25 protein-coding genes and 2 tRNA genes are annotated in these 26,511 nt (G+C 32.4%); 12 read left to right on the top strand and 15 right to left on the bottom strand.

The annotated features are described in order from the left end of the window. The first annotated feature begins 40 nt into the window (after positions 1 to 40). The 3 genes from AAGD39_RS01090 (at position 41) to tsaD (ending at position 5,562) form a co-directional block, all read left to right on the top strand. Positions 41 to 2,251 (top strand): hypothetical protein, encoded by a 2,211-nt coding sequence (locus tag AAGD39_RS01090; RefSeq protein WP_341756810.1) that lies wholly within the window; start codon positions 41 to 43, stop codon positions 2,249 to 2,251. An 831-nt stretch (positions 2,252 to 3,082) separates the two neighbouring features. Continuing rightward, positions 3,083 to 4,531 (top strand): Asp-tRNA(Asn)/Glu-tRNA(Gln) amidotransferase subunit GatB, encoded by a 1,449-nt coding sequence (gene gatB / locus AAGD39_RS01095; RefSeq protein ID WP_341756811.1) that lies wholly within the window; start codon positions 3,083 to 3,085, stop codon positions 4,529 to 4,531. Continuing rightward, entirely contained in the window at positions 4,528 to 5,562 is a 1,035-nt protein-coding gene (tsaD, locus tag AAGD39_RS01100) for a tRNA (adenosine(37)-N6)-threonylcarbamoyltransferase complex transferase subunit TsaD (RefSeq protein ID WP_341757197.1), read from the top strand. The genes gatB and tsaD overlap by 4 nt, the downstream gene beginning before the upstream one ends. 283 nt (positions 5,563 to 5,845) lie before the next feature. Here the strand turns inward: tsaD and AAGD39_RS01105 are convergent, their stop codons facing one another. The 3 genes from AAGD39_RS01105 to AAGD39_RS01115 all read right to left on the bottom strand — a co-directional run bounded on the left by AAGD39_RS01105 (position 5,846) and on the right by AAGD39_RS01115 (position 7,289). Next, complete coding sequence (locus AAGD39_RS01105; protein ID WP_341756812.1) at positions 5,846 to 6,397, bottom strand: hypothetical protein; 552 nt, start codon at positions 6,395 to 6,397, stop codon at positions 5,846 to 5,848. A gap of 359 nt (positions 6,398 to 6,756) precedes the next feature. Further along, positions 6,757 to 6,832, bottom strand: a tRNA-Val gene (locus AAGD39_RS01110). Positions 6,833 to 7,106: 274 nt separating this feature from the next. After that, positions 7,107 to 7,289: an isocitrate lyase/phosphoenolpyruvate mutase family protein gene (locus AAGD39_RS01115; RefSeq protein ID WP_341756813.1), complete on the bottom strand. Its 183-nt coding sequence runs from the start codon at positions 7,287 to 7,289 to the stop codon at positions 7,107 to 7,109. Between the two features lie 11 nt (positions 7,290 to 7,300). Here AAGD39_RS01115 and AAGD39_RS07020 point away from each other — a divergent pair, with 11 nt between their 5' ends. Next, positions 7,301 to 7,501, top strand: coding sequence for an RNA methyltransferase PUA domain-containing protein (locus AAGD39_RS07020; protein WP_410520858.1), 201 nt, complete (start codon positions 7,301 to 7,303; stop codon positions 7,499 to 7,501). A 10-nt stretch (positions 7,502 to 7,511) separates the two neighbouring features. On the opposite strand, the gene AAGD39_RS01120 is transcribed toward AAGD39_RS07020, so the two are convergent. Together AAGD39_RS01120 and AAGD39_RS01125 are read right to left on the bottom strand one after the other, a co-directional pair. Next, on the bottom strand, positions 7,512 to 8,279 hold the full coding sequence (locus AAGD39_RS01120; RefSeq protein WP_341757198.1) for an NAD kinase: 768 nt from the start codon (positions 8,277 to 8,279) through the stop codon (positions 7,512 to 7,514). Beyond that, positions 8,270 to 8,938: a phosphatase PAP2 family protein gene (locus tag AAGD39_RS01125; protein ID WP_341756814.1), complete on the bottom strand. Its 669-nt coding sequence runs from the start codon at positions 8,936 to 8,938 to the stop codon at positions 8,270 to 8,272. Before AAGD39_RS01125 ends, AAGD39_RS01120 begins: the two co-directional genes overlap by 10 nt. A gap of 63 nt (positions 8,939 to 9,001) precedes the next feature. Here AAGD39_RS01125 and AAGD39_RS01130 point away from each other — a divergent pair, with 63 nt between their 5' ends. The 3 genes from AAGD39_RS01130 (at position 9,002) to AAGD39_RS01140 (ending at position 13,214) form a co-directional block, all read left to right on the top strand. Further along, entirely contained in the window at positions 9,002 to 10,675 is a 1,674-nt protein-coding gene (locus AAGD39_RS01130; protein WP_341756815.1) for a ribonuclease J, read from the top strand. A 517-nt stretch (positions 10,676 to 11,192) separates the two neighbouring features. Further along, positions 11,193 to 12,401, top strand: a complete 1,209-nt coding sequence (locus AAGD39_RS01135) for an ankyrin repeat domain-containing protein (protein WP_341756816.1) — start codon at positions 11,193 to 11,195, stop codon at positions 12,399 to 12,401. Between the two features lie 96 nt (positions 12,402 to 12,497). After that, entirely contained in the window at positions 12,498 to 13,214 is a 717-nt protein-coding gene (locus AAGD39_RS01140) for a hypothetical protein (protein ID WP_341756817.1), read from the top strand. Here AAGD39_RS01140 and AAGD39_RS01145 read toward each other — a convergent pair. Continuing rightward, positions 13,198 to 13,950, bottom strand: a complete 753-nt coding sequence (locus tag AAGD39_RS01145) for an IS5 family transposase (RefSeq protein ID WP_341756107.1) — start codon at positions 13,948 to 13,950, stop codon at positions 13,198 to 13,200. The two genes, AAGD39_RS01140 and AAGD39_RS01145, sit on opposite strands and share 17 nt — an antisense overlap. Before the next feature lie 17 nt (positions 13,951 to 13,967). Here AAGD39_RS01145 and AAGD39_RS01150 point away from each other — a divergent pair, with 17 nt between their 5' ends. The 4 genes from AAGD39_RS01150 to AAGD39_RS01165 all read left to right on the top strand — a co-directional run bounded on the left by AAGD39_RS01150 (position 13,968) and on the right by AAGD39_RS01165 (position 18,264). Then, positions 13,968 to 14,768 (top strand): hypothetical protein, encoded by an 801-nt coding sequence (locus tag AAGD39_RS01150; protein ID WP_341756818.1) that lies wholly within the window; start codon positions 13,968 to 13,970, stop codon positions 14,766 to 14,768. 14 nt (positions 14,769 to 14,782) lie between these two features. Then, positions 14,783 to 15,934 carry an ankyrin repeat domain-containing protein gene (locus tag AAGD39_RS01155; RefSeq protein ID WP_341756819.1) on the top strand — a complete coding sequence of 384 codons (1,152 nt, stop codon included), beginning with the start codon at positions 14,783 to 14,785 and terminating at the stop codon, positions 15,932 to 15,934. A gap of 127 nt (positions 15,935 to 16,061) precedes the next feature. Beyond that, positions 16,062 to 16,610, top strand: a complete 549-nt coding sequence (gene pgsA / locus AAGD39_RS01160; RefSeq protein ID WP_341756820.1) for a CDP-diacylglycerol--glycerol-3-phosphate 3-phosphatidyltransferase — start codon at positions 16,062 to 16,064, stop codon at positions 16,608 to 16,610. Between the two features lie 247 nt (positions 16,611 to 16,857). Further along, entirely contained in the window at positions 16,858 to 18,264 is a 1,407-nt protein-coding gene (locus tag AAGD39_RS01165; RefSeq protein ID WP_341756821.1) for a hypothetical protein, read from the top strand. Positions 18,265 to 18,275: 11 nt separating this feature from the next. Here AAGD39_RS01165 and AAGD39_RS01170 read toward each other — a convergent pair whose 3' ends face one another. Both AAGD39_RS01170 and AAGD39_RS01175 read right to left on the bottom strand, forming a co-directional pair. Further along, on the bottom strand, positions 18,276 to 19,226 hold the full coding sequence (locus AAGD39_RS01170; protein ID WP_341756822.1) for an IS481 family transposase: 951 nt from the start codon (positions 19,224 to 19,226) through the stop codon (positions 18,276 to 18,278). A gap of 79 nt (positions 19,227 to 19,305) precedes the next feature. Beyond that, the gene (locus AAGD39_RS01175) at positions 19,306 to 20,058 is read right to left on the bottom strand and encodes an IS5 family transposase (RefSeq protein WP_341756107.1); all 753 of its coding nucleotides are present in this window, start codon (positions 20,056 to 20,058) and stop codon (positions 19,306 to 19,308) included. A 318-nt stretch (positions 20,059 to 20,376) separates the two neighbouring features. Between AAGD39_RS01175 and AAGD39_RS01180 the strand changes: the two genes are divergently transcribed. Continuing rightward, entirely contained in the window at positions 20,377 to 20,862 is a 486-nt protein-coding gene (locus AAGD39_RS01180) for a transposase (RefSeq protein ID WP_341756823.1), read from the top strand. Between the two features lie 47 nt (positions 20,863 to 20,909). On the opposite strand, the gene AAGD39_RS01185 is transcribed toward AAGD39_RS01180, so the two are convergent. The 7 genes from AAGD39_RS01185 to hemF form a co-directional block, all read right to left on the bottom strand. Then, on the bottom strand, positions 20,910 to 21,860 hold the full coding sequence (locus AAGD39_RS01185; protein ID WP_341756716.1) for a transposase: 951 nt from the start codon (positions 21,858 to 21,860) through the stop codon (positions 20,910 to 20,912). A gap of 405 nt (positions 21,861 to 22,265) precedes the next feature. Continuing rightward, positions 22,266 to 23,123 (bottom strand): RsmE family RNA methyltransferase, encoded by an 858-nt coding sequence (locus tag AAGD39_RS01190; protein WP_341756824.1) that lies wholly within the window; start codon positions 23,121 to 23,123, stop codon positions 22,266 to 22,268. A gap of 575 nt (positions 23,124 to 23,698) precedes the next feature. Then, positions 23,699 to 23,775 (bottom strand) — tRNA-Met (locus AAGD39_RS01195). A gap of 66 nt (positions 23,776 to 23,841) precedes the next feature. Further along, positions 23,842 to 24,318 carry a 30S ribosomal protein S9 gene (gene rpsI / locus AAGD39_RS01200; protein ID WP_341756825.1) on the bottom strand — a complete coding sequence of 159 codons (477 nt, stop codon included), beginning with the start codon at positions 24,316 to 24,318 and terminating at the stop codon, positions 23,842 to 23,844. A 6-nt stretch (positions 24,319 to 24,324) separates the two neighbouring features. After that, a complete protein-coding gene (gene rplM, locus AAGD39_RS01205; RefSeq protein ID WP_341756826.1) occupies positions 24,325 to 24,792 on the bottom strand; it encodes a 50S ribosomal protein L13 in 468 nt (155 codons plus the stop codon). Between the two features lie 155 nt (positions 24,793 to 24,947). Continuing rightward, positions 24,948 to 25,250: a hypothetical protein gene (locus AAGD39_RS01210; protein ID WP_341756827.1), complete on the bottom strand. Its 303-nt coding sequence runs from the start codon at positions 25,248 to 25,250 to the stop codon at positions 24,948 to 24,950. Between the two features lie 392 nt (positions 25,251 to 25,642). Further along, positions 25,643 to 26,476, bottom strand: coding sequence for an oxygen-dependent coproporphyrinogen oxidase (hemF, locus tag AAGD39_RS01215; protein ID WP_341756828.1), 834 nt, complete (start codon positions 26,474 to 26,476; stop codon positions 25,643 to 25,645). Between the last annotated feature and the right edge of the window lie 35 nt (positions 26,477 to 26,511).

The following is a 26,511-nucleotide window of genomic DNA, read 5'->3' on the forward strand; positions in this document are numbered from 1 at the left end:
GTTACTAATAATTAATTAAATGAATATATGAGAGGGTATTATGGCAAAATTAAAAGGTGTGTTTGGAATTAGAAAACCATCACCTGAAAAACTCGAAGCACAGAACAAACTGTTAGAGATACAGATAGATGCATTATTCCAAGAGCAGTGTGATATAACTAAAATTACTGATGCATTAGGTATAATAGATTATCAAGCAATTAAGGAGAGAGGTGAGAGTCTCAGTAAACAAACAGCAGATATTCAATTATCTTTTAAGTTAAACCAGTATCAAGCTATTATTGCTTTCCGTGCAGGTAAGGACTCATCTCAATACTTAAAAGCGTGTGCAGCACCTGTTGATAGTAGAAATGAGTTTATGATAAAACTGGAAAAGAAAATAGCAGAACTAGGAAGAGAGACAGGAGAAGAGACAGTAAGAAACAATATTAATAAAAACCTATACAAACCTTTGCTTCAGGTGGTTCAGCAGAAGGTAGAAAATCTTATTAAAGCTAAAAAATATGATGAAGCTATTGCTCAGACAAATGGTTTAATTAATGATACCACCGTTCCCGCTGTAATAGAGCTCTACGTTGATTGTGTTATAAAGAAATTTGATTCTTCGAATGATCCAAAATTACTTGCGAAAGCTGCGAAAGCTGCGAAAGTTGGGGATAATTCAAAAGTACTCGAGGAAGCTTCGAATGATAAAAAAGCACTCGTGACAGCTCTTAACCTTTGTAAAAGCAAATTCGAAAAAACAGACACCAAAATGTTAACTATTTATCAAACCTTTCAATCCTTAAAAGATGCATTTGACAGAGCTAAGGATAGCCCCCATGCTGCAGAAGCTGCTAACTTGGCTCTACGTTATAATCCTGAACCTTCAACGGAAGACAAACAGAGACTAGAACTAGAACAGGAGATTCAACAAAAAAAGAAGGAACTTGCTGAAAGCATAAAAAAGCAAAATATGTATGAGGCTAAGATTAAAGCAGATAAAAGGGCAGGAGAAATTGACGCTGACTCTGTTCTGAAAAAGATGCAGGTAGTAGAAAAGGCTAATAATGATCTTGTTGCTAAAAATACTATGTTAATGCAACAGTTAACAGCTCTAGCATCAGCAAATCAAGCCAGCAATTCTACCCCTTCAGCCCCACCTCCGTATTCTACGGCTGTCGTTACTGATTCACTCTATCCGGATATTTCTAAAGAGCGTGCTGAAATGCTTGTTACTTCACCACTTTCAACAAGTACTAAAGCTCAAGCCTCTTCTGAACTTAAGTCTGAGGAGCCTACAACGACTATCAATGATATTGCTCAACAAGCGCTAACTGAAATAACTACGATACTTAATTCAGACAAACCAAACATGGTACGAGTTAAAGTACTTTGGCAGAAGGCTATTGAAAAACAGGATAATCTATATAATTTCGTTGATGAACCTAAATTATTGGTGAGTTTAGCTTCTCACTATTTATTGTTAGGTAAGGATACAGAAGCAAAAGCAACCTGTGATAAAATTTATAATCAGCTTCCGAATGCGTATGAACATATTGATGATCCGAAAGTTTTGGATTTGTTAAATAAGGTATATGAGGTAGAAGGATTGGTTCAAGAGTATGTTAACTCTTGTAAAAAATTATTTCAGCTAACCAAGACACCTTGTAGAGAAAAATATACCACCTTAAAACAATTCGGAGAAGAAACAAAGGATACAGATCATGAACTTGCTATGGACGCCTTTAAAGCTGCTAAAGATCAAACAACCAACGATGTAGAGAAAGCTAAACTATGTATGAGTATAGCTAATATTTACCAAGATTTAAGCAAGAAAACGAAAGATGCTACTAAAAAACAAGAATATGATGTATCTACTAAAAAACAGTATAAAGAAGCTGTTACGCTTTATAAAGATGTACAAAAACTTACTAATGATCTTGAAGAGCTACAATCCTTAAGTGAAATAAGTGTTCGATCAGAATATAAATTCTTATCTAAGAAATACGAATCTAATCTCTGTGCAGGTCTTAATGAATTCAAAAAATTTGGTCTAAAACACTTAAGAGATGAGCCAGAAGTAGCGACGACAAGTTTGATGAAAATCTTTCGTTTTGTTTCTACAGATATTGATGTATTTGGAGGTATTTGTGATACTTTATCCAACTCTAATCCGGAGTATTATTTACGTCTACCATCAGGTGATCCGGCCGGAATAGAGGCGTGCTTTGCCAAACTTGTTGGGGAAATTGATGCTAATATTCTATAGAAAAAAATAGTTCACTATATTTAAGATCATTTCCGCTTAAGCGGAAATGATCTTCCTCTTTTTAGGATTGAGCAATATAGCTAATCTGTTAAAAGTTATGGATAATCTCTTTGCTATTGTGACTCACCTCAGGGCGATTTAAAAGTCGCAACTAATGATAGAAAAATTTGTTTTAGAAAATGCATAAACGTCATTGCGAGCAGTCGCAAAGCGACGACGTGGCAATCCAAAAGTTGTAGCGGCAAAAAATAAAACTAGACACTGTTAACAAAGCTTATTTGATTGATGAATTAATGGATTTTTTAGCGAAAATTAATAAGATTTTTGCTGGAATAGTGTACCTATTTCAAAAAAATCTTATAATTTGCAGCAAAAAAGACTTTATTCACCAACTAAATAAGCTTTGTTAACAGTGTCTAGCCAGCTGTTTATTTGGATCACCACGCCACTTCGTGGCTCGCGATGATAACCATTCGTTTCTACAATCTATCGTTTTCTACCATTAATTGTGACTTCTAAATCGCCCTGCGTTAACCTCCAGAAAATAAAAAACTTCAATTTTTATTGAAAATATGATAAGTACTTAATGTATAGCTAACCCGTTAATGTTTTAAATAGCCTCTCCGTCATTGCGAGGAGGCATAAGCCGACGAAGCAATCCATAAAAGTGATTAAAATGGATTGCTTCGTCGCTACTAGAGCAGCTCCTCGCAATGACAAAGGAATTATCCAGAACCTATTCTGGTTGGCTATATTTACTTTAAATCCAAAAACGTGAGAATTGTTCGATCAGTTCTTGATATTTTAATAGTAAACTTAAAGAGATTTTAAATGGCTTATATTATTGGTAATACAGGTAAATGGCAATATACGATAGGTGTAGAGATACATGCCCAAATTTCTTCAAAATCTAAACTTTTCTCTGGTAGTTCTACCGAATTTGCTGCTCCTCCTAACTCACAAGTATCTTTGATTGATGCAGCAATGCCTGGAATGTTACCAATGTTAAATGAGTATTGTGTTCATCAGGCAATTAAAACTGGTCTTGGACTTAATGCGAAAATTAATCTTAATTCAAGATTTGATCGTAAAAATTACTTTTATCCTGATCTACCTCAGGGCTATCAAATTTCACAATTCTATCATCCTATTGTTCAAGATGGCTATTTGGATATAGTAACTGAACAAAGAACAACCAAAAGAATCAGGATTAATCGTTTGCATTTAGAGCAAGATGCAGGCAAGTCCATCCATGATCAGTCTCCTCATTATAGCTTCATTGATTTAAACCGCTCTGGTATAGGATTAATGGAAATTGTTACTGAACCAGACCTTGATTCGCCAGAAGATACGGCTGAATTCGTTCGTAAACTCAGGACTTTGCTCCGATATATAGAAAGTTGTGATGGTGACATGGAAAAAGGATCATTACGTTGCGATGCTAATATTTCAGTTAGACTTCCTGGAGAGCCACTTGGTGTAAGGTGCGAGATCAAAAATATCAATTCGATTCGTAATATCATGCGGGCAATAGAGTTTGAAGCAAATAGGCAAGTAAACTTAATTGAGGATGGTCAGACAATAATCCAAGAGACTAGGTTATTTGATGCTGATACTGGTGAAACTAGAACGATGCGTTTAAAAGAAGAAGCTCATGATTATCGATATTTCCCCGATCCAGATTTATTGCCAATAGTTATATCTGAAGAGCTAATAGACCAATTAGCTCGAGAATTGCCAGAATTACCGGATGCAAAAATTCAAAGATATATAGCCGAATATAGCTTAAATGTGTATGATGCTGAGGTTTTGGTAGTTGATGAACAGGTGGCAGGTTATTTCGAGGCAGCAGTTAGTTTATGTAATCCCAAAATACTTGCTAATTGGATTATTAGCGAGTTATTTGGTCAGCTTAATAAAAATTCTATTAGCTTAAGTGACTGTAAAATTACCCCGACAATGCTTGCTCAAATGGTAAAATTAATAGAAGATGGGGTGATTTCAGGAAAGATTGCCAAAGTAGTTTTTGAAACTATGTTTGAAACGGGGCAAGAACCGGAAAAAATTATTAAAGAAAAAGACTTAGTGCAAGTGTCAGATAGTGATATACTAACTGCTATAATTGACGAAGTGTTGTCAGAAAACCCTGACTCTGTTGACGCCTATAGAAGCGGTAAGGATAAATTATTTGGTTTCTTCGTTGGGCAGGTAATGAAAAAAACTGAAGGAAAAGCCAACCCTAACTTAGTGAATGATTTATTAAAGGAGAAATTACAATAATTAGAGTATTAGGTATTGAATCAAGTTGCGATGATACTGGCGTAGCAATAGTTACCTCAGATAAAGAGGTTTTATCAAATATTGTTATTTCCCAGCACCAAGAACATAAGGTTTTTCAAGGGGTAGTGCCGGAAATTGCCGCTAGATCGCATTTGCAAAATTTAGAAAAAGCAGTTAGATATGTTTTAGATGAAACTCGTCTTGAATTATCCAATATAGATGGAATCGCAGCTACTTCTGGTCCTGGCTTGATAGGTGGGGTGATAGTTGGCTCAATGTTTGGTAGAGTAGTTGCTAGCGTCTTAAAAAAGCCCTTTATTGCAGTTAACCATTTAGAAGGCCATTTACTTACTGCTAGATTAACCAACAAGGCTGAATACCCTTATTTATTTCTATTAGTTTCAGGGGGACACTGTCAATTTGTTGCTGTCCAAGCATTGGGTAAATATAAAATTCTAGGACGAACTATCGATGACTCGGTGGGAGAATGTTTTGATAAAGTAGCTAAAATGCTGAATTTGCCTTTTCCTGGGGGCGTAGAAATTGAGAGAAGAGCAAAATTTGGCAATCCATCTAAGTATATTTTACCAAAACCGATTATTCATCAAACTGGTTGTGATATGTCCTTTTCAGGTTTGAAGACAGCAGTACGCATATTAATATCCAAATTACAGCCTATAGGTGAGCAGGAAATTAATGATATAGCTGCCAGCTTTCAATATGTAGTTGGAGAAATCTTGTCAATAAAAATGTTTAATAGTTTTGCAATGTATGAGGAATTTATTGGTAAATCGGCACTACCACAAAAAACCTGCGTGCTTGCCGGTGGAGTTGCTGCTAATACTTATTTGAAAACTATACTTAAGCATCAAGCAGAAAAACAAGGCTATGTACTTTTAGTGCCGCCAGCACATTTATGTACTGATAATGCTGCTATGATCGCTTATGCTGGACTAGAACGCTTGCAAAATAATCTTACTAACTCATTCAATTTCTGCCCTAGAGCAAAATGGAGCTTAGAGGATTTATAGCCACAAATTATAGTACTCCCTATTGTCAAACCAAAAAAAATAAGTTAATCCGTTTTTAACTATTTACCCTGGATATTGCATGATAGAAATGAACCAATTGTGCTAGCCCTTGTCTCATGAGGGCTACAGGCTAAAATATATAAAATTTTAAATATACAATTTGTATTTTCCTGACTTCAGTGTTGTTGTGTCTAGAAATGGTTGCCTGATAAGGAAGTGATAAAATTTCCAGGCACAACAAATTATTGGTTTAAATAATAAAAATACCTAATAATTATTAATTTTATCCAGTCTTCTGTGATCCTGATGATATTAAATACGGCACAGAGCTAATGGGTAAATTCATTGTTTTATAAATAATTTTTGCGTCATCTGATATTAAGGATGGAATGGCAAATATTCTTTTATCATGAATGTGTGCTACATTGGTAATTTCTACTCCAATTAGCGCTTTACGTAACCTTTCAGGTGATAGTTTAGTTGATTGTAAATTTACCCGGTATTCTAAATGTCTGATACAGACTAGCGCCATAAAACATAACGCAATATGTGCCTTGATTCTATCGGGACTCCAATGATAGATTGGGCGAATCTTGATATCGTGTTTACTAATCCTGAAAGTCTCTTCAATCTGCCATAATCCCTTATAACGCCCTAATATATAAGGTATATCAACATTTTCTAAATTACTGATAACTCCGTGAAGACCATCCCACTTACTATCTTCCGCTATTTTCTGCTGATTTACCTCAAACTTATCATTACCATTAATTACTAAATATTTCTTATAGCCACTTGCGTTAATTAACGATTTAACCCCTTTGCTTTTATTCATTTTCTTAGTTAATTTTTTTAACGCCAATTCTCTATCTTGAGCATCTTTATAAGCTCCTGACTTCGGAAATAAAATAGCAAAGATAGAAGTTGACGAGAAGTCTTACTTAATTGTTTGCCACAATTATTGGTAAGGTTTCGCCACTCAGGCGGGACAAAATTACCGACTATGTTATAAAAGATAATATCCTAATTTTCAACTAGAGGGTTGGAAAAAGTTAATGATTCTGTCATATTTTTCTCCCTTGTAACAGGGTTAAAAATAGATTTTTTTGTAGGTCAAATTTTAAGATTTTCACATATGAATCACATACGAAATTCTTAGAAAAAGTTAGAAAATCCTGGAAGCCTTGATGTAAATGGTGGGCGATGAGAGACTTGAACTCCCGACATTCTCGGTGTAAACGAGATGCTCTACCAACTGAGCTAATCGCCCATTCCCTTAATTTAAAGCGGATAATGCCCTATCTTTCCAAAAAAATCAAGTTATTTCTGAAATTATTTAATTTCTTCTAAGCCTGAGGCAAAAAAAACATCCGCTCCAACTTCTGCATAAACTTTGCTTCATTCGATAGCTTCTTTTAAGCCTTGCTCATTATGCCCAGATATATCTTTTTGAATGAAGATGTCCATTCTAGCATTAATAGACATATTAGGCAATGATTCCTTTACAGTTTCTTTAATTGTTTTAATTCGTTTACATTGTTCTTTTATAGAGTATCTTGCTTTTTCTTTCCCATAATTTGATCTTTAAAATTTATACCCATTGCCCCTGTTTTAATTACTTGACCAACATTTTCTATTAAACCATTTTGCTTCAATGCAAAGCCTGATTCAAAATCAAAACTTACAGGCAGTTTGACTTTTTCAATAATATTCTTTAAATTCTGCAAGGATAATTTAAGTGGAAATTTCTCACCGTCTTCATAGAAGATACAGCAATATCAAACTAATTGAAAATTATTTGTTAAACCTTACAGAAGATTACAATTACTATCTCAAAACATTATTAAGACTAAAAATTGGCAATCATTTTAGAATTTTTAACGGTATAGATGGTGAGTTTATAGCACTAATTAACGATATAACAAAAAATAATTTATAAACTAACCCTGTTACTCATTAAATTGCTCCTTGATAATACGATTCTCAAGGGTATTTCTTTTATCAAATAGTAATTTGATCATCTTGTTTTTTGCTGACTTAATTAATACTGATTTAACATCATAAAACTCTTGGAAATCTGCAGCTGCATTTACTGGTCTTTTATTACTTTCTAAAATTTCAAATTTTATAGTAGTGGAAAATGGTAATAATGCACCGTGCCAACGTCTTGGGCGAAAAGGACAAATTGGTGTTAGGCATAATACATTTGATTCAAGTGGCAAAATAGGCCCCCCGGCAGATAGGTTATAAGCACTACTACCAGCTGGGGTTGCAACCATTGCCCCATCAGCCACTAATTCGCTCATACGTTCAATTCGATCAATTTCAATCCTAAATTTAGCAGCTTGGTTGGTTTTACGAAATATTGAGACTTCATTAATAGCTAAAGCAGTGTAGGTGTTACTATCTACAGTTTCTACTTGCATTTCTAAAGGATATAAATGAGAAACTATCGATTCTTGTAAATTATCTATTAATTTTTCAACAATAATTGGATTCATTAAAAATCCAATATTGCCAGAATTAATACCATAAAAAGGAATGTTCAGGTGCATATAACGATGTATTGCATGTAATAATTCTCCATCTCCGCCAACTACAATAATTATTTCTGCTTCTTCCACTTTACAAAACTTATAAAATAGTTCAAGCTGATTAACTAATTCTAACGATTTCGTGGAATTGTTATAACTAATTGCAATTTTATTTACATCAATTTTAGCTTTTGCCAACATAAATACAATATATGGTTAATTATTAATACAACAAAACAAGAAGCTAATACATCACTTAAAAAATGTCCTCCCATTAATATACGACTTAACCCAATTAATGAACCAAAAATCAAGGCAATACTGTAGATTCTTGAAAAATATATAAAAGGAGCAATATAAGCAAGACTGGTTAAACTATAGCCCATAGCCGCATGTCCTGATGAAAATGAGCAATTATGTACACATTCATTAGAGATTGAAAAAGCCCGAGTAAAATTCTTTGTACCATTAAAATTTTTAATTTGTACAGGACGAGCCCTGCCAAAATGTTCTTTAAATATATGATTTACCAATAATCCAGGGCCTATTGCTGTAGATAAGATTATATAAAATCCTCCAGAAATAATAAGCCTATTAAAAGTTTTGTGCTTAACAATTAAGTAAAGTAGATATAATAATGTTACTATAAATAGTAATTTAGTTAATATCGGAATAACTTCAAACAACAATAAGACAATATTATTGTTACGGTAAATAAATCCATCCTTACTATCGTAGAATAAATTTGAGAAATCTATATCAAAATTAGGAAATAATATGATCAATAGTAAGACTATACCAAAGACAAATATGTTAGTATAAACTAAATTAGTATTAATCATAGACTAAAAGCCAAAAATAAGTTATAAATGCATACTCAAACCATACATAATATAGAAGTTAACATGTCATTCAACATTAAAAATCATAAAAATGATTTACTATTCTTACCACTTGGCGGAGCAAATGAAATAGGCATAAATGTCAATCTATATCATTATAAGGGAAAGTGGTTGATGGTTGACTGCGGCAGCGGTTTTGCCGATAACTATTTACCAGGTGTTGATATGATAATTGCTGATATTAGCTTTATCGAACAATATAAAAAAGATTTATTGGCTTTAGTCCTAACTCACGCACATGAAGACCATTTGGGAGCAGTCCAATATTTGTGGAGCAGTCTAAAATGCCCAATATATGCCACTACCTTTACAGCAAATTTTCTAAAACTTAGATTAGCAGAATATGATTTTGCTAAAACTATAAAAATTCATGAAGTAAAACCTTCGGCAAAAATAAATCTTGATCCATTCCAATTAGAAATGGTACCTCTCACCCATTCAGCTCCAGAAATGCAGGCAATTATGATACGCACAGAAGCTGGCAATATTTTTCATACTGGAGATTGGAAATTTGATCCTGATCCTTTACTCGGTAAGAAAGCTGATGAAGCTCTACTAAAATCCTATGGAGATGAAGGGGTTTTAGCTTTAGTTTGTGATTCAACTAATGTATTTAATTCAGGAAATTCTGGTTCGGAGGGAGAAGTACGTAAAAGTTTAATAGATATTATAGCAGGTTGTCCCCAGATGATTGTGGTCACAACTTTTGCTTCAAATTTGGCACGTCTTGAAACTATAATTCATGCAGGTCAGATGGCAGGAAGAAAAGTAGTGCTATCGGGAAGAAGTTTGCATAGAATTCTACTTGCAGCCCAGGAAAGTGGTTATATGAAAGATATTGCCCCTTTAATTGATGAGCGGGATGTAGCAAGATTTAAAAGGCAAGAACTTTTAATTATTGCTACTGGCTGTCAAGGTGAACCTCTAGCAGCTACTGCCAAAATGGCAAATAATAGTCACCCTAGTATCAAGTTAGCTCCTAAAGATACAGTTATATTTTCTTCAAAAATTATTCCTGGTAATGAAAAGAAAATTTTCCGTATGTTTAATATTTTTGTAAGAGCAGGAATTGAAGTAGTAACTGAACGAGATCATTTTGTCCATGTTTCTGGACATCCATCAATTGACGAACTCAAGCAAATGTATGCCTTAATTAGACCGCAAATTTGCGTACCAGTACATGGTGAGCCGGTACATATACATGAGCAAGCAAAATTAGCTCGTAAAAATGGTATAAAGCATGCTGTTGAAGTTGAAAATGGTAGCTTAGTATTACTTGATCCTCATAATCCTCGTATTTTAACTAAGGTAACAGCAGGTTATTTAGCTGTTGACGGCAATTATCTTTTGCCAGCTGAATCATCAATTTTTAGAACTCGCAGACGTATGCGTGATGATGGTATAGTAGTTGCTTCTCTGATAATAAATAAGAAAGGTGAACTTACTTGTCGACCTATTTTATCTATGCCAGGACTTCTTGACTCTGATGATGATGCACAGTTAATTAATGTAATCAAAGATGATATCGCTGAAACAATAGAAATTCAGAGAAAATCAAAAGGCAACCTCCTCAATGACCAAATCGAAAATGCTGTAAGGTCGGCTATTCGCAAAATATTAAAACATGAAATGAATAAATCGCCTCTTATCATAGTTAATGTGGAGAAAGCTATTTGAAAATTAAACTAGCGTTTCAGGGCGATTTAAAAGTTGCAATTAATGATAGAAAATTTATTTTAGAAAATGCATAAACATCATTGCGAGGAGCGGCAAAGCTGCGACGTGGCAATCCAGAAGTTGCATCGGCAAAAAATAAAACTAGCCAGCTGTTTTTTTGGATCGCCACGCCACTTAGTGGCTCGCGATGGCAACCATTCGTTTCTGTAATTTAGTGCTTTCTATCATTATTGCAACTTTTAAATCGCCCTGATATATGTACACTTAAACAAGTTCTTGAAATAAATTCAGGATGACTCTTAACTGAAACAAGTTCATGACATAACCAACCATACTAACATTACATCAAATTCACAAATGTCATTGCAAGGAGCTACTTTAGTAGCGACAAAGCAACCTATCTAGGAGTAATGCTGGGTTAATATACTCAAATAATTTTCTAAAAAAATATCTTTTGTTATTAGTGGCACTAAATTTTAGTGATATATTACTTATGTAATTAATGTAAAGGGTTTTTATGGGAAGAGTTGTAATAACAAAAGAAGAATTGGATTTTTGTAAATCGAATAAAGTTTTTCTACATGATGCTTTTTTAGCATCCGTTAGAACTCAGGACGTTACGACACTTGAATTATTATTTAAGTCAACTGACTTAAAGTCTTGTCTTGATATAAAACGGGAGAACTTATTTCAAGAAGGTTTATTTGGTGAATTGTTACTTGAATTAGTTATAGATGATAAAAATGCAGATATATTAAAATTAATAGTTGGTGAATTGCAAGTTAAGTTACAACAACAAAAAATTTCAGTAACTCAAGAGACTTTGCTTGATATAGCTGCCCGGTATGGAGCCCAAGACATTGTGGCTTTTCTCCTTACAGTAGGACTTGATCCTAATAATAAAGACAATAACGGACAAACTTCCTTACATAAGGCAGTAATGGCTGAGAATGAAGGTGTTATTTCTCTACTCCTTAATAAGGGAGCAGAAGTAAATGTTAGAGACGAGACAGGTGGCAATACTCCACTTCACTTAGCAACTGTATTAAAGCTACCCAAAATAGTACAGCAATTAAAATTCCATGGAGCACAAGAACACATAAAGAATAAAGCAGGGTACAATTATTCCACTCTTCATAAATTAGTGGTAACAGGAAAGGCAAAACTTGATATAAAAGCACCACCACCATCTGAGATAGACGAAGATTTAGAATTTTATAAAGGAATAACAAGTTTTTATAGAGCTGTTTTATCAGAGGGAAATAAAGAAGAATATTTTGCGAGTGCTATCGATGATATAAAAAGCTTCATTAACCAATTACCCAACTCTCCTAAAAAAATAGAACCTATCAATAGAAGCTTAGAGTTGTTAGTTAAATTATATCAGTATTATAAATATGAAGGTAGTGTTGAATTGCAAAAATATATAATAGATAAAGCTGCGGTCTGCGAGTTACCTACTATCTCAATAGTATTATATAATATAATGTGTGTAGAGTATTTAGAAGTAGCAGATTACCCTAATGCTATTAAATATGCGGAATATGCCCATAATTCTTTGCTTAATAGTTCCGAAAAATTACAAACTGAGACCTATAAGGGATCGTTATATGAAATCTTATTTAATTTAGGATTAGCATGGAAACATCTTGATACAACAAAGTCTTTAGATTATTTTGCCCAAGCAGAGGAAACAAAGCCAAGTGATCAGGACGCAATAATATAGCAATTAAAACATTATCTTACTCTTGTTGATATTGACAATGCTTCAAAGCAAATAGAGAAAATTAAAGATGATGATCTTAGAGATTTATATGAAATAATGCTTAATATTGTTAAATTTACTCCAGATGCCCTCAGTGTAGCATCATTAACAAATCATGCACAAAATATAACAGGTCCAATACTTAAAGAGTTTTCTAATATAATGCTTGAATTTGCATCTAAACCAGATGCTTCCCTCTCGCAATTATTAAGTACGTTCTTCCAGCACAATACGCCTAAAGGTCTTAAATCTTATCTAGAGATTTATAAAGAAATATGGGTAAGATTCTTTCTACAAAAGAAGGAATTTGATAAAGCCATTGAGTGTTGCGATGAAATCAATATTTGTATGGAGGAACATAATGTACCAACTCAGCTATTTAAAATATTGGAAATTTGTAAAAAAGCTGGATTTTGGGATAGAGGGTTAAAATTTATTGAAGAGAAGTACCAGAAACATAACGAAATTTTACAACATCATGGTTTCCTTCCTCTTAAATATCTAGAATTTGTATTTTATAAACAACATGGGATGGAAGAAGAATCTGAAACCTGCTTAAATTTTCTAAAAACTAATGCTCATTTAGGCGACAAGCCAGCTCTATTACTGTCTTATGCTAATGAGTTTGCTTTTTATATAGATGTAGAAAAAGGCAATTTTGACAAAGCGCTTTCTTATTTACAGAATTCAACTAGTTTAGATCCGTCAACTATAGAGATATCAAAGATACTTATTTTACTAGGTTCTGTGAAGTTTTCTAACGAAGCCATATAAAAGCTCCAACAAATTGCAAAAAAGACAAGAAAGCAGTAGCAGTTTTATCAAATCTCGAAAAAATTCGTCTAAAATGTTTAATTTTACCAAAAAAACATTCGATCGAATGACGTTCTTTATAGATATGTTTATCGTACTCCCTTTGCTGTTTTCGGTTCTTTTTTGATGGAATAACAGCTATACAATTTTGCTCTTCAAGCTGCTCAATAAAAGCATTGCTATCATATGCCTTATCGGCAAGGAGCATAGTATTTTTAATATCTTTAACCAATGAGTTGGCTTGTGTAATGTCATGTCTTTGACCTGCAGTTAAAATAAACTTTAAAGGATTACCAAGAGCGTCAACTAAGGCATGGATTTTAGTAGTAAAACCTCCTTTACTACGCCCTAAAGCTTCTTGATCTTGGCTATCTTTTTTATAACCTGCTGAGCATGCATGGGCACGAACTATAGTAGCGTCAATCATTGTTGATTCCATGTCAGGATTAGCTTGTACTTGCTCAAACAAATCGGTCCATATTCCTTTATTAGACCAAGTTTTAAACCTCATATGCACTGCTCGCCATGAACCATAAACACTCGGTAACAACCGCCATTGGCATCCTGAACGTGTTATGTACCATATTGCTTCAATAAATCGTCTAAGCTTATCCTCATTTCTTGTTTTTATATCTTTTCTTTTTCTTAATATTTCAATAATTTGTTGCCATTCTCTGATTTTTATATGATAATTCATTCCGGTAGTGTTTTTGATTGTCTAAAATAGAAAATACACTACCTCTCCTTCTTTTTAATTTATTTTTTTACAAAACTTCACAGAACCTAATAGAAAGGCTTCAAGCGAAGCAAAAAGAAATACTCCTAGTCCAGTCTGCTATCGCAGACACTACAGAAGAAGGTAATATTGTTTCAATCGATTTGATAAAAGAGCCTGCAGAGTTAAATGATTTTATTGCTAATCTCGATCCAAAGGCGATTCATGCCTATTTCCAACAACAGAAACAAGCTTTACTTAAAAAGTCAGTAGATACTGCTGTTAAAGAGCAACCATCTATTTGGTGTATAGGTAAAGATATTTATACCTCTAATCAACAAGATGTTTATTCTATAGAAGGTAAACCAAATTTTTATGCAAAGATCGATCAAAATTTGCTGAATAAGTTGGACCATCAACTGCTCAAACAATTTGAAAATGCATTATCAAAAGGGTTAATTGATAAAGATCATAAGAGTAATGGGATAAAAATTATACCTAACAAATTGATAGAACTTAAAACTCCTGAAGATTATAGGTTATATACATATCAGATATATAAAAATTCTCAAGGTAAATACTTAATTTATTTTAACAAACAAGGTGATCATAATGATATAAAGAAAGCGGTAAGATCAAGCAAAGGTTTAGAAATTATTGAAATAGATGAAACATCTTATGTAGCTTCTCTTCCTAAAGAGCCTGAGTGTAGTGCTAGTCAAGAGTTAGATTTTTCAGCATTGAGCTTACAAGAAGAGAAGGTGCAGCCATTAGGAGATAATGATGATATAAGCTGTTAATTAATAGGGGTTTTATGGCAAAAGTTGAAATAACGGAAAAAGAGAGAAATAGCTACATATCAAATAAATCATTTTTGGAACATGTTTTTATACATGCTATTAGAGCTGGAGATAGCAAAACGCTTGAATTGTTAACTAGTAGGTGTCCTAATTATTCTATTAAAATTAGACCAGAAGATTTATTTAAAGAATTAATCCCCTTAGTCACAAATGATAAACATGAAAAGATAGTAAAATTAATAATTAACCAATGCGATGTTGATTTAAGCCAACAAAGAGATTCAGAAGATGCAACTTTACTTGATCAGGCTGCTTGCTATGGAGCTACAAAAATTGTAAGAATCTTACTTGCAAAAGGATTTGATCCTAATAATCAAAATTCTTATGGACAAACTTCGTTACATAGGGCTGTAACTGTCAATAGTCTAGAAATTGTTAATCTACTTATAAAACATTATAAAATAAACTCAAATAAACACCCTGAAACAGACTTATTAAATATTCCAGATCAGGATGGCAATACTCCGCTTCACTTAGCAATTTTTCATAAGGATTATTCAATATTGACAGCATTACAAAATGCAGGGGCAAAGCAAAATATAGCGAATAAAAGAGGATATAATTGTTTAGAACTCTATAAGGCATTGACGAAGGGAAGCGCAAAAGTTACGATGCCAAACTTACAACCACCTGAGGAACAAGAAAACTCAAAATTCTATGCAGGGATGACAAGTTTTTATAAGGGTATTTTATCGGATATAAATCAAGTAGAGTTCTTTGCGAGAGCTATCAATAGTATAAAAACCTTCCTTGATGAATTATCAATATTTTCTGGCACAAAAGATTTTGCTTATGAAGGTTTATGGGCATTAGCTAAATTATATGAGTATTATAAATACAAAGATAGTAAAGATAATAATAAATTACAAAAATATATAATAGATAAAGCAAAAGCTTGGGGGGACATACTTCAATTTGAATCTGATCTCCCTTATCCTCTTGCAGAATTATTAAAAAATTGGGATTCTGCTCACTTAGCTTCTCTTCATAAAGATCCTGAGTGTAGGGCTAGTACACAAGAGTTAGATTTGATTTTAGCAATGAGTTTACAAAAAGGTGCGATGAAAGCATTGGGCGTTTCTGATAATGATGAACCTGATGTTTAAGTTTTGGCAAGCTAGAATAGTTTTTTTGAGTTATTTTATAAAAAATAGTTCCTATTTTCTTATATTTAGATCATAATCCGTCGCTGTTGTTTGTAGAAAAAGATCAAGAAGTAAAAATTTATAATAAATGACTATTGACAAAAATATACCAAATTATCTGACGGTAGCTCGTATAGTGGTTATTCCAGTTATTGTAATGACCTTTTATTTAGATAGTTCTAAACTCGCTCATAGAATTGCAGCGATATTATTTATTTTGGCTAGTATTACTGATTTTTTTGACGGTTATCTTGCTAGGAAGTTTGATTTAGTATCAGGATTTGGTAAAATGTTTGATCCAATAGCTGATAAATTGTTGGTAGGTTGTGTAATTATAATGTTGGTAAAAAAAGGGGTTGCAGGGGAGATACCATGCTTATTAATTTTGGCTCGTGAATTTTTAGTGGCTGGGTTACGTGAATTTTTAGCTTTAATTCAAGTAAGTATTCCTGTATCTAGATTAGCTAAGATTAAAACATTTACCCAAATGTTTGCTTTGTCAGTATTAATTCTTGGTTCTAAAGGTTCTGGTATAATTTACATGGATTTAATAGGGCAAATAGCTTTATGGATTGCTGCATTTCTGACTATCATAACAGGATACTCGTATTTGCAGGCTTGTAGTAAATATTTTTAGACAAGTATAGGTTGCTGTGAACAAATTAACTCCTAGAAAATGGTGCTGTGAGTTTGTTTTTTTCCTTCTTGGAACAATTATTTACTATAATGGAAAAAATTAAATTTATTGACATAAAAGTAACTTAGCATAGCATAAAAAGTATGATATATAACTAAGCATAGGTGTTAATGAACCTAGATGTTTTAGACATTATACAGAACCTAGGGAGGTTTTGTGTAATTTTCAACTATTAGTTTATTAGTTTATGAAAGGGCAAGATTCACCATATCTAGATAAGTTAAGAAAAAATTTATTCAAGATATTTACCTTAATTTTTGGAGTTTATAGCACAATTATAATTTTATTATATCAATATTATAATAATAAAGTTGAGATGGAAAAAACACAAATTCTACAAACCTACTATGATAAAATAGTGGGGCTAAGTATGAATAAATTTTCTTCTTTAGCACATTACTTATCTAGCAATATTCAGGAAAAAAACATTTCAATCAACAATAATAGTAGTGAGATTGAGATATGTAATGAAGCACTAAACTGTAAATATTATAATATTTTTCATTTTGGAGAGTTATTAAATCGTGATATTCCGGAATTTATTCATTATAAGATAGAACTCAATAAAAATTTTCTTTATTCAAATATTGAAATGGAAAATTATCAAGTAGATAAAATATATCATATTAACGATTCTCACCAACTTAACGTTAGTTTGGCAATTAATAGTGTATTTTGGCATAAAGTAGAAACAGATATCAAAAAATCTTTTTGGATATTAACTGCATTTATTACAACTAATATGGCATTGTTATATGTTCTATTAAAAATATCATTTAACAACTTCAATAAATCCTATGCATTACATTATCAAGACCAACATACTGCAGAATTAGAACAACTCAAGTTTGATCATCAGCTAGAATTAAAAAATTGTGAAACCTGCCTAATGAAAAAGATTTGGAATAATGATTTTAATAAACAAAAAGATTTGGAAATTAATTGTCTATTTGCTCAGGAAGCTAATCAAATATCGTTGTTTGATAATAATTCCAATAATCAAGAAGATATGATCAAGGATTATAGGTTAAAAAACTTTGGTGATAAAGTACCTTGCTCTATAGTGTTGTATCAAGAAAATAAAATAGAAGAAATTGATACCTCTAAATTAGTTACTCTATTTATTGATAGATTTAATCAGGAAGACGAGAATATATCGTTTGAAATTTCTAGTAAAGCAAAAATATTATATTTTTCTTCTAACGCAGCATTGTATCAAATCATTTATAGTGTTATTAGCTATATATTCTTTTTGTTAAAAAAACAGCCTTTTGTTATCAAACATAATATTAGGTTAACTATTAATAGTATAAAACAAAAGATAGTACTACATTTTGAATATGATGGTTATCCCATAATGACAGCACAAGAATTGCTAAAAACGTCAAATAATTTTTTCAAAACCCATGCTAACCCTTTTTTACTCAATCTAAGTCAAGTATTTAATATATTACAAGCGAATGGTTATAACTATCAAGTAAGTCATAACCAAAACAATGTTATAGAAATTTACTCAAATGAGTTGAAGAATTGGGATAACAAACAAGAAGAAAACGTCATTCTACTAAACTCTTTAATTAAAAGAAAAAAATAAATATTCTTTAACTAGGTGTTTAGTCCCAGGATGTGGTGGTTAGGGTTAATAATAAATTTATTTGGATCAGATGTCCATGTTTTTATGATAAATTCATAAGGAGTTAAACCTTTAAGAGCTTTAAGTCTTTTTGCGAAATTGTAGGCATTGATAAAATCATATAAATGTTGTTTAAGTTGCTGATGATTGTCATAATAAAAACGTTTAACAGTTGCCTCTTTAATAGTACGATTCATACGTTCTACCTGTCCATTAGTCCATGGATGATTAACTTTTGTTAGCCTGTGTTCAATATTGTATTCATAGCAAATACGATCAAAAATATGCATCCAAGCATTCTTATCTACTGTTCTGTTAGTAAATTGAATACCATTATCTGTCAAAATAGTATGAATTTTATAAGGTATAGCTTTAATTAAATTACGAAGAAATTGTGCTGTTTCTGTCTTGGTACATCTTGGTAAAAGTTCTACATACACAAACTTTGAAGTGCGATCAATAGCAACAAATAGATAGAGTTTACCTTCTTCTGTTTTGACTTCAGCAATATCTATATGGAAATAACCAATTGGATAAAGTTTAAACTTCTTCTTGGTTTTGTTATTTCCTTTTACTTCCGGTAACCTACTAACATTATGGCGTTGAAGAAGTCTATGTAAAGAAGATCTAGTAAGCTTGGGAATACTAACTTGTAAAGCATATAAGCAATCATCTAAAGATAATAAAGTGTGTTTACGAAATGCTATACACATAGCTTCTTCTTCAGAAGTTAATACTGTAGAAGATGGTTCTTTGGGACCCATACAAGTATCTTGTAATGTAGTTCGTTTCTTCCACTTAGCAACTGTTTTAGGATTAATAGAATATTTTCTTGCTAAAGTCTTTAAGCTCTCTTGACTATTTTGGATTGCGAAACGTATTGCCTCTGTCGTTTTGGCACAGCCGTGTAATATTTGTCCCATAATTCCTCTCTTGATGGTAATTCTTTATAATATACAACATTACACCCTGGGACTAAACATCTAGGTTCTGTGAAGTTTTCTAACGAAGCCATATAAAAGCTCCAACAAATTGCAAAAAAGACAAGAAAGCAGTAGCAGTTTTATCAAATCTCGAAAAAATTCGTCTAAAATGTTTAATTTTACCAAAAAAACATTCGATCGAATGACGTTCTTTATAGATATGTTTATCGTACTCCCTTTGCTGTTTTCGGTTCTTTTTTGATGGAATAACAGCTATACAATTTTGCTCTTCAAGCTGCTCAATAAAAGCATTGCTATCATATGCCTTATCGGCAAGGAGCATAGTATTTTTAATATCTTTAACCAATGAGTTGGCTTGTGTAATGTCATGTCTTTGACCTGCAGTTAAAATAAACTTTAAAGGATTACCAAGAGCGTCAACTAAGGCATGGATTTTAGTAGTAAAACCTCCTTTACTACGCCCTAAAGCTTCTTGATCTTGGCTATCTTTTTTATAACCTGCTGAGCATGCATGGGCACGAACTATAGTAGCGTCAATCATTGTTGATTCCATGTCAGGATTAGCTTGTACTTGCTCAAACAAATCGGTCCATATTCCTTTATTAGACCAAGTTTTAAACCTCATATGCACTGCTCGCCATGAACCATAAACACTCGGTAACAACCGCCATTGGCATCCTGAACGTGTTATGTACCATATTGCTTCAATAAATCGTCTAAGCTTATCCTCATTTCTTGTTTTTATATCTTTTCTTTTTCTTAATATTTCAATAATTTGTTGCCATTCTCTGATTTTTATATGATAATTCATTCCGGTAGTGTTTTTGATTGTCTAAAATAGAAAATACACTACCTCTCCTTCTTTTTAATTTATTTTTTTACAAAACTTCACAGAACCTAGCTTCGATTTGTGATACCCTGCATTGTCGCATATTAGGCTCTGTGCAAAAAACTGTGTAAATTTCTAGACACTATTAACAAAGCTTATTTGATTGATGAATTAATGGATTTTTTAGCGAAAATTAATAAGATTTTTGCTGGAATAGTGTACCTATTTCAAAAAAATCTTGTAATTTGCAGCAAAAAAGACTTTATTCACCAACTAAATAAGCTTTGTTAACAATGTCTAATGAATATAGTAATTACTGATAGCACAACCTTTAAGCTACACCGACATAGTGGTGGTTTAAAAGGGGGATGCCAAAGCAAAGGAAAAAGTAAAGGGGGAATGAGTACAAAGCTACATCTCGCCATAACTACAGCAGGGCATATAGTAGAAGGTTTTTTAACTGGTGGTAACAGGAATGATATTGCTGTAGCAGAGGAATTAACTGCAGATATTGTTGGATGTTATGTTCTACAAGTTCGAGGTTGTGATAGTAATAAGAATAGACAGAGCCTTGAATCTCAGAATAATATTGCTGTTATCCCTGGTAGAAGAAATAGAAAAATAGAAATTGTTTATGATAAAGAAAAATACAAGCTTAGAGGAGCTATTGAAAGATTTTTTGGGAAAATAAAAGAAAATCGCAGGCTTGCTGTTCGATATAAAAAAGATGATCTTTCTTTCCTCTCTTTTATTGCTCTGGCTGCTATTAAATTACACCTTTGTTAACAGTAATTATCTTTTATCTAAATTTTCAAAAAAATAAAAATATTTATCTAAATAACAAAACAACGTTTTTGTTGAATAAGTTTATGGCATACTTCAAGTAGTTTACGCATGCATGCAACTATAGCAACCTTTTTAGGTTTAAAATTGTTAACAAGCCTATCATATAAAGCTTTCAAATATTGAAAACCATTTTTGACACCGTTTTTACCAGCCAATACCGCCATATATAAAGCATATCGTGGTATTTTTCTGCCACCTCTAATAAATCTTCGTCCTTGCTTATTACCACTATCACGGGCATAAGGAGCTATCCCTACAATTGCTGACAATTCATTACTACTATAATTTTTATTCCCTAATTCAGGTAAAAAACTAATTAGTTTTTTAGCTACGCATTTACCAATACCAGGCACACTCTCTAATATTTTTACCTTCTCTTTCAACTCTTCTGACTCATCTATTACTTCACTTAATTTTTTATCAAGCTCAGCTATTTCATTCTGTAAAAATTTAATGAGCTTTTCTATACTCTTTTTATCAATACCATCAATACTATGATGTAGCCTCTTCTTTTCATTGCTAAGCATTAATACTAAATCTTCTCGCCTTTGCTGATATCTCTTCAAAGTATCGGATTCAACTTGATATAAATAATTAGCTGAAAGCTGCATCTTATCGCCATAATATGCTAATTTAAATGCGTCCTTCTTATCAGTTTTACACAAATTCACCGATTTACTAAATGAATTAAAGCTATATGTATTGACTTTATGTACCTGTTGTTTATTATTATACAATTTTTGGCAAATATCCGCTTCATAACCTCCAGTAGGTTCACATACTATTAGCTTAATTTCTTGTTCTTTTGTTAATTTTATCAGTTCTTCATGCCCTAACTTATCGTTGGAAAAACGATTATATATCGGTTTATTGTTAGACTCATATAAACATATATCTAACCATTTTTTACTTACATCTAGACCTATTATTTTACTCATGATATAATCTCCTTCATCTTATTGTGCAAGGCTGCTGTTTCCAGCACCTTCTGCAATTTGTTCAAAGCAAACTTTGTAAGAGGGTACTTATTCTGTTTACGACTATTTCAGTCCAGTGTCTATCAAGTCACCCTCTTACAATTACTTATATCATAATTTAAAGATATAAGTGTCTAGTTAGTTCCTTATGCATTTTATCTTGATTTAAATATGTTCTTTGTAAATAATCAAGTCCATATCTGAAAATTGACATTGCTTTTCTACCGTAGGCTTTCAATTTTATAGGTTTAATGGAATGTCTTCATTTGATGCTAATGAAATTGACATGTTTATTAAACCATTAATTCCCAGATTGCCCATTATTATATCATGTTAATCTTTTTGTCATGTACTGAGAACACACCATTAACTATTAGTTGTAAGTAACTTAATTTGAGCTAGACACGTTGCCACGGCAGTCTCAGTTCGTAGAACATTCGCTCCTAGACTTATTGATAAACTATTAGGTCTCAATGAAAGCATCTTAAGCTCATTTGGTGAAAAACCGCCTTCTGGCCCTACAATAACTGAAATATTTGAGTGTATACTCTTCTGCTTTGAAGAATTGGCTTCTGTAAATACTTGCGGGGCATATGTGTGCTCACGTATTAGCTGTACGCCTAGCATGCTCGCCCCTTGTTTATTGTCCTCATTCTTCAAGTCATTTGAGTATAATATAGGCATGATTTTTAATAATGTATTATTTTCATCTTCATTTTCATTAGCATATATTATGGAATTATCTATGTTCTGCTTGAGGAAAAGACTAAGTGATGTTAATGGCATAAGAATGGGTGGTATTAAACGTTCGGATTGTTCTGTAGATTCGATAATACATTTTATCAATCTTTGATTATTAAAATTATGGAATTGAGATCTTTCTGTGACTAATGGAATAATTTTTGTCACCCCAAGTTGTACAGCCATATCTATGGCATATAACATTCTATCACTTTTAATAATCGATATCCCTAAAGTAAGGTCAGGTTCGATTATTACTTTTCTTAAAATGTTAGTAAGGTCAACACGTAAATTATTTTTTGTTATATCGGTAATTTGTGCTATAAATTCACCATCTATACCGTTAAAAATTCTAAAATGATCGCCAATTTTTAGTCTTAATACTGTTTTAAGGTAGTGACTATGATCTTCTGCAAGATTTAACGAATAATTTTCAATTAGTTTGATATTACTATATATTCTATGCAGACGAGAAATTTTCATAATTTTAACTTTTTCATTTACTTCAAAATATTATTGTAATAATTAAAACTATGTTTTGAGTAAAAATATATTATTAAAGAAAAAACAACAATAAAAAAAACTGACTCAAACAGAAGACTTACAAAAATAGAAGATAGTTTGTTTAAAACACTTCACAAAAAAGGTAATCCTTTAGGTTGCTGTGAACAAATTGCAGAAGGGGCTGGAAGCAGCAGCCTTGCAAAATAAAACGGAGGAGATTATATCATGAGTAAAATAATAGGTCTAATGTAAGTAAAAAATGGTTAGATATATGTTTATATGAGTCCAACAATAAACCGATATATAATCGTTTTTCCAACGATAAGTTAGGGCATGAAGAATTAATTTTTTTACAACCTCTACAGTCTGCGATAATGTATGACCATCATACGGATTGCCATGAAAAGACTTTGACGCTAATATTATGCGTAAGGTGAATTAGTAATTAACGTTGTATTTTAATCTTAAACTACTATTTCTGAATTTATAATTGCTGCTAATATATTTATTAGACAGAGAACTTTGAACTACAGTTTGTAATCCTTAAAGTTAGTTGGTAGCGAGGGAGGGATTTGAACCCCCGACACGCGGATTATGATTCCGCTGCTCTAACCAACTGAGCTACCCCGCCATGATGGAAAGAGCCTCAGGAAGATAAGCTCTATTAAAATTTTGTTAATAGAGCTATAGAAAAACTTTAACGTTTAGAGAACTGAGTACTTTTTCTAGCCTTATGCTTACCATATTTTTTCCGTTCCACAACTCTTGAGTCTCTAGTTAAGAAACCAGATTTACGTAAAATACTGTGAAATTCTGGAGCAATTTTATCAAGGGCTCTAGCAACACCATGTAATACAGCCCCCATTTGCCCTGACATTCCGCCACCTTTAACAGTACATATTATATCATATTGTCCAGAAGTTTTCGTTACAACAAATGGCTGTAAGAGAGATTTGGTATGAGCTTCACGAGTGAAATATTGCTCAACATTTTTGTTGTTAACAATTACCCTACCACTACCACTTTTTAACCAAACTCGGGCAATTGCGTTTTTTCTTCTACCAGTACCATAAACTTTATTATCACTGTTTTCTACAGACGTTTTTTGCTTAACTAACTTACTATGAACTGTAGCGTTTTTGGTGTTTTCGCTTTGAAGCTTTAATGTTGTCATAATTCACTATTTTTTATTCTTTGTATTTTTGCTTGCAAAATCATAAAACTCTGGTTGTTGGGCTTCATGTGGGTGTTCATTTTCTGCATAGATATATAGGTTACTCATCTGCTTTGATCCCAGAACATTTCTTGTAATCATTCTTTTTACAGAGAGTTTAACGACACGCTCAGGATACTTACCAGCCAAAATTTTTCCAGCAGTTGTATCTTTTATTCCACCCGGGAAACCAGTATGACGATAATAAATTTTACCATCTTTAAGAGATGATTTTTTACCTGTTAAACAAATATGTTTGGCATTAGTTATTATTACATAATCCCCACAATCTAAATGAGGGGTAAAGGAAGGCTTATGTTTACCACGTAAGATTTTGGCTACTTCACTAGCAAGCCTACCTAATACAAGACCTTTAGCATCTATAACCCACCACTTCTTTTGAATTTGCGATGGTTTTGCAGAATAAGTTTTCACGTTATATATCTTTATTAATTACAATTATACTTGGAAATAGCACAAGAATTACTGTTGCCATTTCCCAATCTGAGCTATATTAAATAGCATTATAACTAGTGTTTTGTCAAGATAAATGTACAATATATTAAATTAGGGCGATTTAAAAGTCACGATTAATGGTAGAATAAGCAGTTCAATGTAATAATGCCATTTATAGTGCAGATGAAGCTTTTAAAACGTAAACTATCCTTTAAATCTTTTTTGTTAAGTTTTCCTGCAAAATACTGATTTAACTTGTTCTTTTGTACTTCATCTAATAATTTTGTATCTTTTGTTGTATATTGCTTTAAATAGCTATGATTAACAAATAATTTTATAACTTGACTTCTTATCTCCTCTTCTATTTCTTGGTAACTACTACCTTTTACATCTTTAAGATTTAGCAAAATCACAGGAAATTGACCTTGACGCTTCATTGCACTTGCATTACTTGCAATTTTTAAGGATTTTAGCTCTTTAGTTTCGTCAAAACCTAAATCTACTTCACCCCCGATAAATAACTTGTTATTTACTCTACCCTCTTCGGGTAAAGGTATACCTCTTTCATCTACTTCTATCTTAAAGAATTTCTAGAGCATACTCATATTCAAACCCTTACCCCACCGTCCTGGTCTAGTGATAAGGATTACTTCTCCACTATCTTCTAATAATTCTTTAATCAATTGTCATGTTAATTTCATTATGTTAGAAACATATTATAAACTTTATTAAGGAATAATAGCACAAACAAACTGGCCTAGCGAGTATATTTATATAAAATAAATTTCTTAAATCACAATGATACCATACAAGACTAAAGGATTATAAGCTACCAGCGTACTTCTGGGGGCAGAGACATTAATATTGCTTCAACATTACCGTCTGTCATTAAGCCAAATAATGTCCCACGGTCGTATAATAAGTTAAACTCAACATATCTGCCACGACGCACTAATTGATAATCTTTTTGCTCTTTGCTCCAAGGTAGAAACATTTTTGTTCTAACAATTTCAGGATATATTGTTAAAAATGCTTGTCCTACATCTTTAGTAAAAGAAAAATCATTATTAAAATTTCCAGTATTTAAATAATCATAAAATATACCTCCTACTCCTCTTGGTTCATTTCTATGTTTTAAGTAAAAATATTCATCGCATTGTTTTGCAAATTTAGGATAATAATTCGGATCATGTTTATTACAAGCTTGTTTAAAAGCAGTATGAAATTTTGCCGTCTCATTTTCATCCGGATAAAATGGCGTCAGGTCACCACCACCGCCAAACCAACGATTAGCAGTTTCAATATAGCGAGTGTTGAAATGGGCTGCCGGCACTAGTGGAGAAGTAAGGTGAGCTACGATAGAAATACCAGTAGCAAAAAATTTCCTACTATTCTCCGTACCAGGTATATTTTTACTAAATTCTGGAGATAATTCTCCAAAAACTGTAGAAATATTCACCCCAACTTTCTCAAATAAGTTACCACGCATTACAGACATCACTCCACCACCACCGCTTTTTCTATCCCAGGGTGTTCGTATGAATTTTGCAGGTACTAAACCTTTCATCTCACTATATTCAAGCTCTATTTTCTCTAATTCGCTACATACTTGATCGCGTAAATTACTGAACCATGTTATCGCCCTTTCTTTATTAGTTATCATATTTTTTTAGCCATTTATAGTATACTCCAAAATTT

The organism is Candidatus Tisiphia endosymbiont of Nemotelus nigrinus (assembly GCF_964026475.1).
Classification (GTDB): Bacteria; Pseudomonadota; Alphaproteobacteria; order Rickettsiales; family Rickettsiaceae; genus Tisiphia.

Coding starts and splice junctions, on each gene's coding strand:
- hemF (WP_341756828.1), bottom strand. CDS start 26,476: ATGATAACTAATAAAGAAAGGGCGATAACATGGTTCAGTAATTTACGC.
- AAGD39_RS01145 (WP_341756107.1), bottom strand. CDS start 13,950: ATGAATTATCATATAAAAATCAGAGAATGGCAACAAATTATTGAAATA.
- AAGD39_RS01175 (WP_341756107.1), bottom strand. CDS start 20,058: ATGAATTATCATATAAAAATCAGAGAATGGCAACAAATTATTGAAATA.
- AAGD39_RS01190 (WP_341756824.1), bottom strand. CDS start 23,123: ATGAAAATTTCTCGTCTGCATAGAATATATAGTAATATCAAACTAATT.
- gatB (WP_341756811.1), top strand. CDS start 3,083: ATGGCTTATATTATTGGTAATACAGGTAAATGGCAATATACGATAGGT.
- AAGD39_RS01090 (WP_341756810.1), top strand. CDS start 41: ATGGCAAAATTAAAAGGTGTGTTTGGAATTAGAAAACCATCACCTGAA.
- AAGD39_RS01155 (WP_341756819.1), top strand. CDS start 14,783: ATGGCAAAAGTTGAAATAACGGAAAAAGAGAGAAATAGCTACATATCA.
- pgsA (WP_341756820.1), top strand. CDS start 16,062: ATGACTATTGACAAAAATATACCAAATTATCTGACGGTAGCTCGTATA.
- AAGD39_RS01170 (WP_341756822.1), bottom strand. CDS start 19,226: ATGGGACAAATATTACACGGCTGTGCCAAAACGACAGAGGCAATACGT.
- AAGD39_RS01180 (WP_341756823.1), top strand. CDS start 20,377: ATGAATATAGTAATTACTGATAGCACAACCTTTAAGCTACACCGACAT.
- rpsI (WP_341756825.1), bottom strand. CDS start 24,318: ATGACAACATTAAAGCTTCAAAGCGAAAACACCAAAAACGCTACAGTT.
- AAGD39_RS01130 (WP_341756815.1), top strand. CDS start 9,002: ATGTCATTCAACATTAAAAATCATAAAAATGATTTACTATTCTTACCA.
- AAGD39_RS01105 (WP_341756812.1), bottom strand. CDS start 6,397: ATGAATAAAAGCAAAGGGGTTAAATCGTTAATTAACGCAAGTGGCTAT.
- AAGD39_RS01185 (WP_341756716.1), bottom strand. CDS start 21,860: ATGAGTAAAATAATAGGTCTAGATGTAAGTAAAAAATGGTTAGATATA.
- AAGD39_RS01165 (WP_341756821.1), top strand. CDS start 16,858: ATGAAAGGGCAAGATTCACCATATCTAGATAAGTTAAGAAAAAATTTA.
- AAGD39_RS01135 (WP_341756816.1), top strand. CDS start 11,193: ATGGGAAGAGTTGTAATAACAAAAGAAGAATTGGATTTTTGTAAATCG.
- AAGD39_RS01125 (WP_341756814.1), bottom strand. CDS start 8,938: ATGATTAATACTAATTTAGTTTATACTAACATATTTGTCTTTGGTATA.
- AAGD39_RS01210 (WP_341756827.1), bottom strand. CDS start 25,250: ATGAAGCGTCAAGGTCAATTTCCTGTGATTTTGCTAAATCTTAAAGAT.
- AAGD39_RS01140 (WP_341756817.1), top strand. CDS start 12,498: ATGCTTAATATTGTTAAATTTACTCCAGATGCCCTCAGTGTAGCATCA.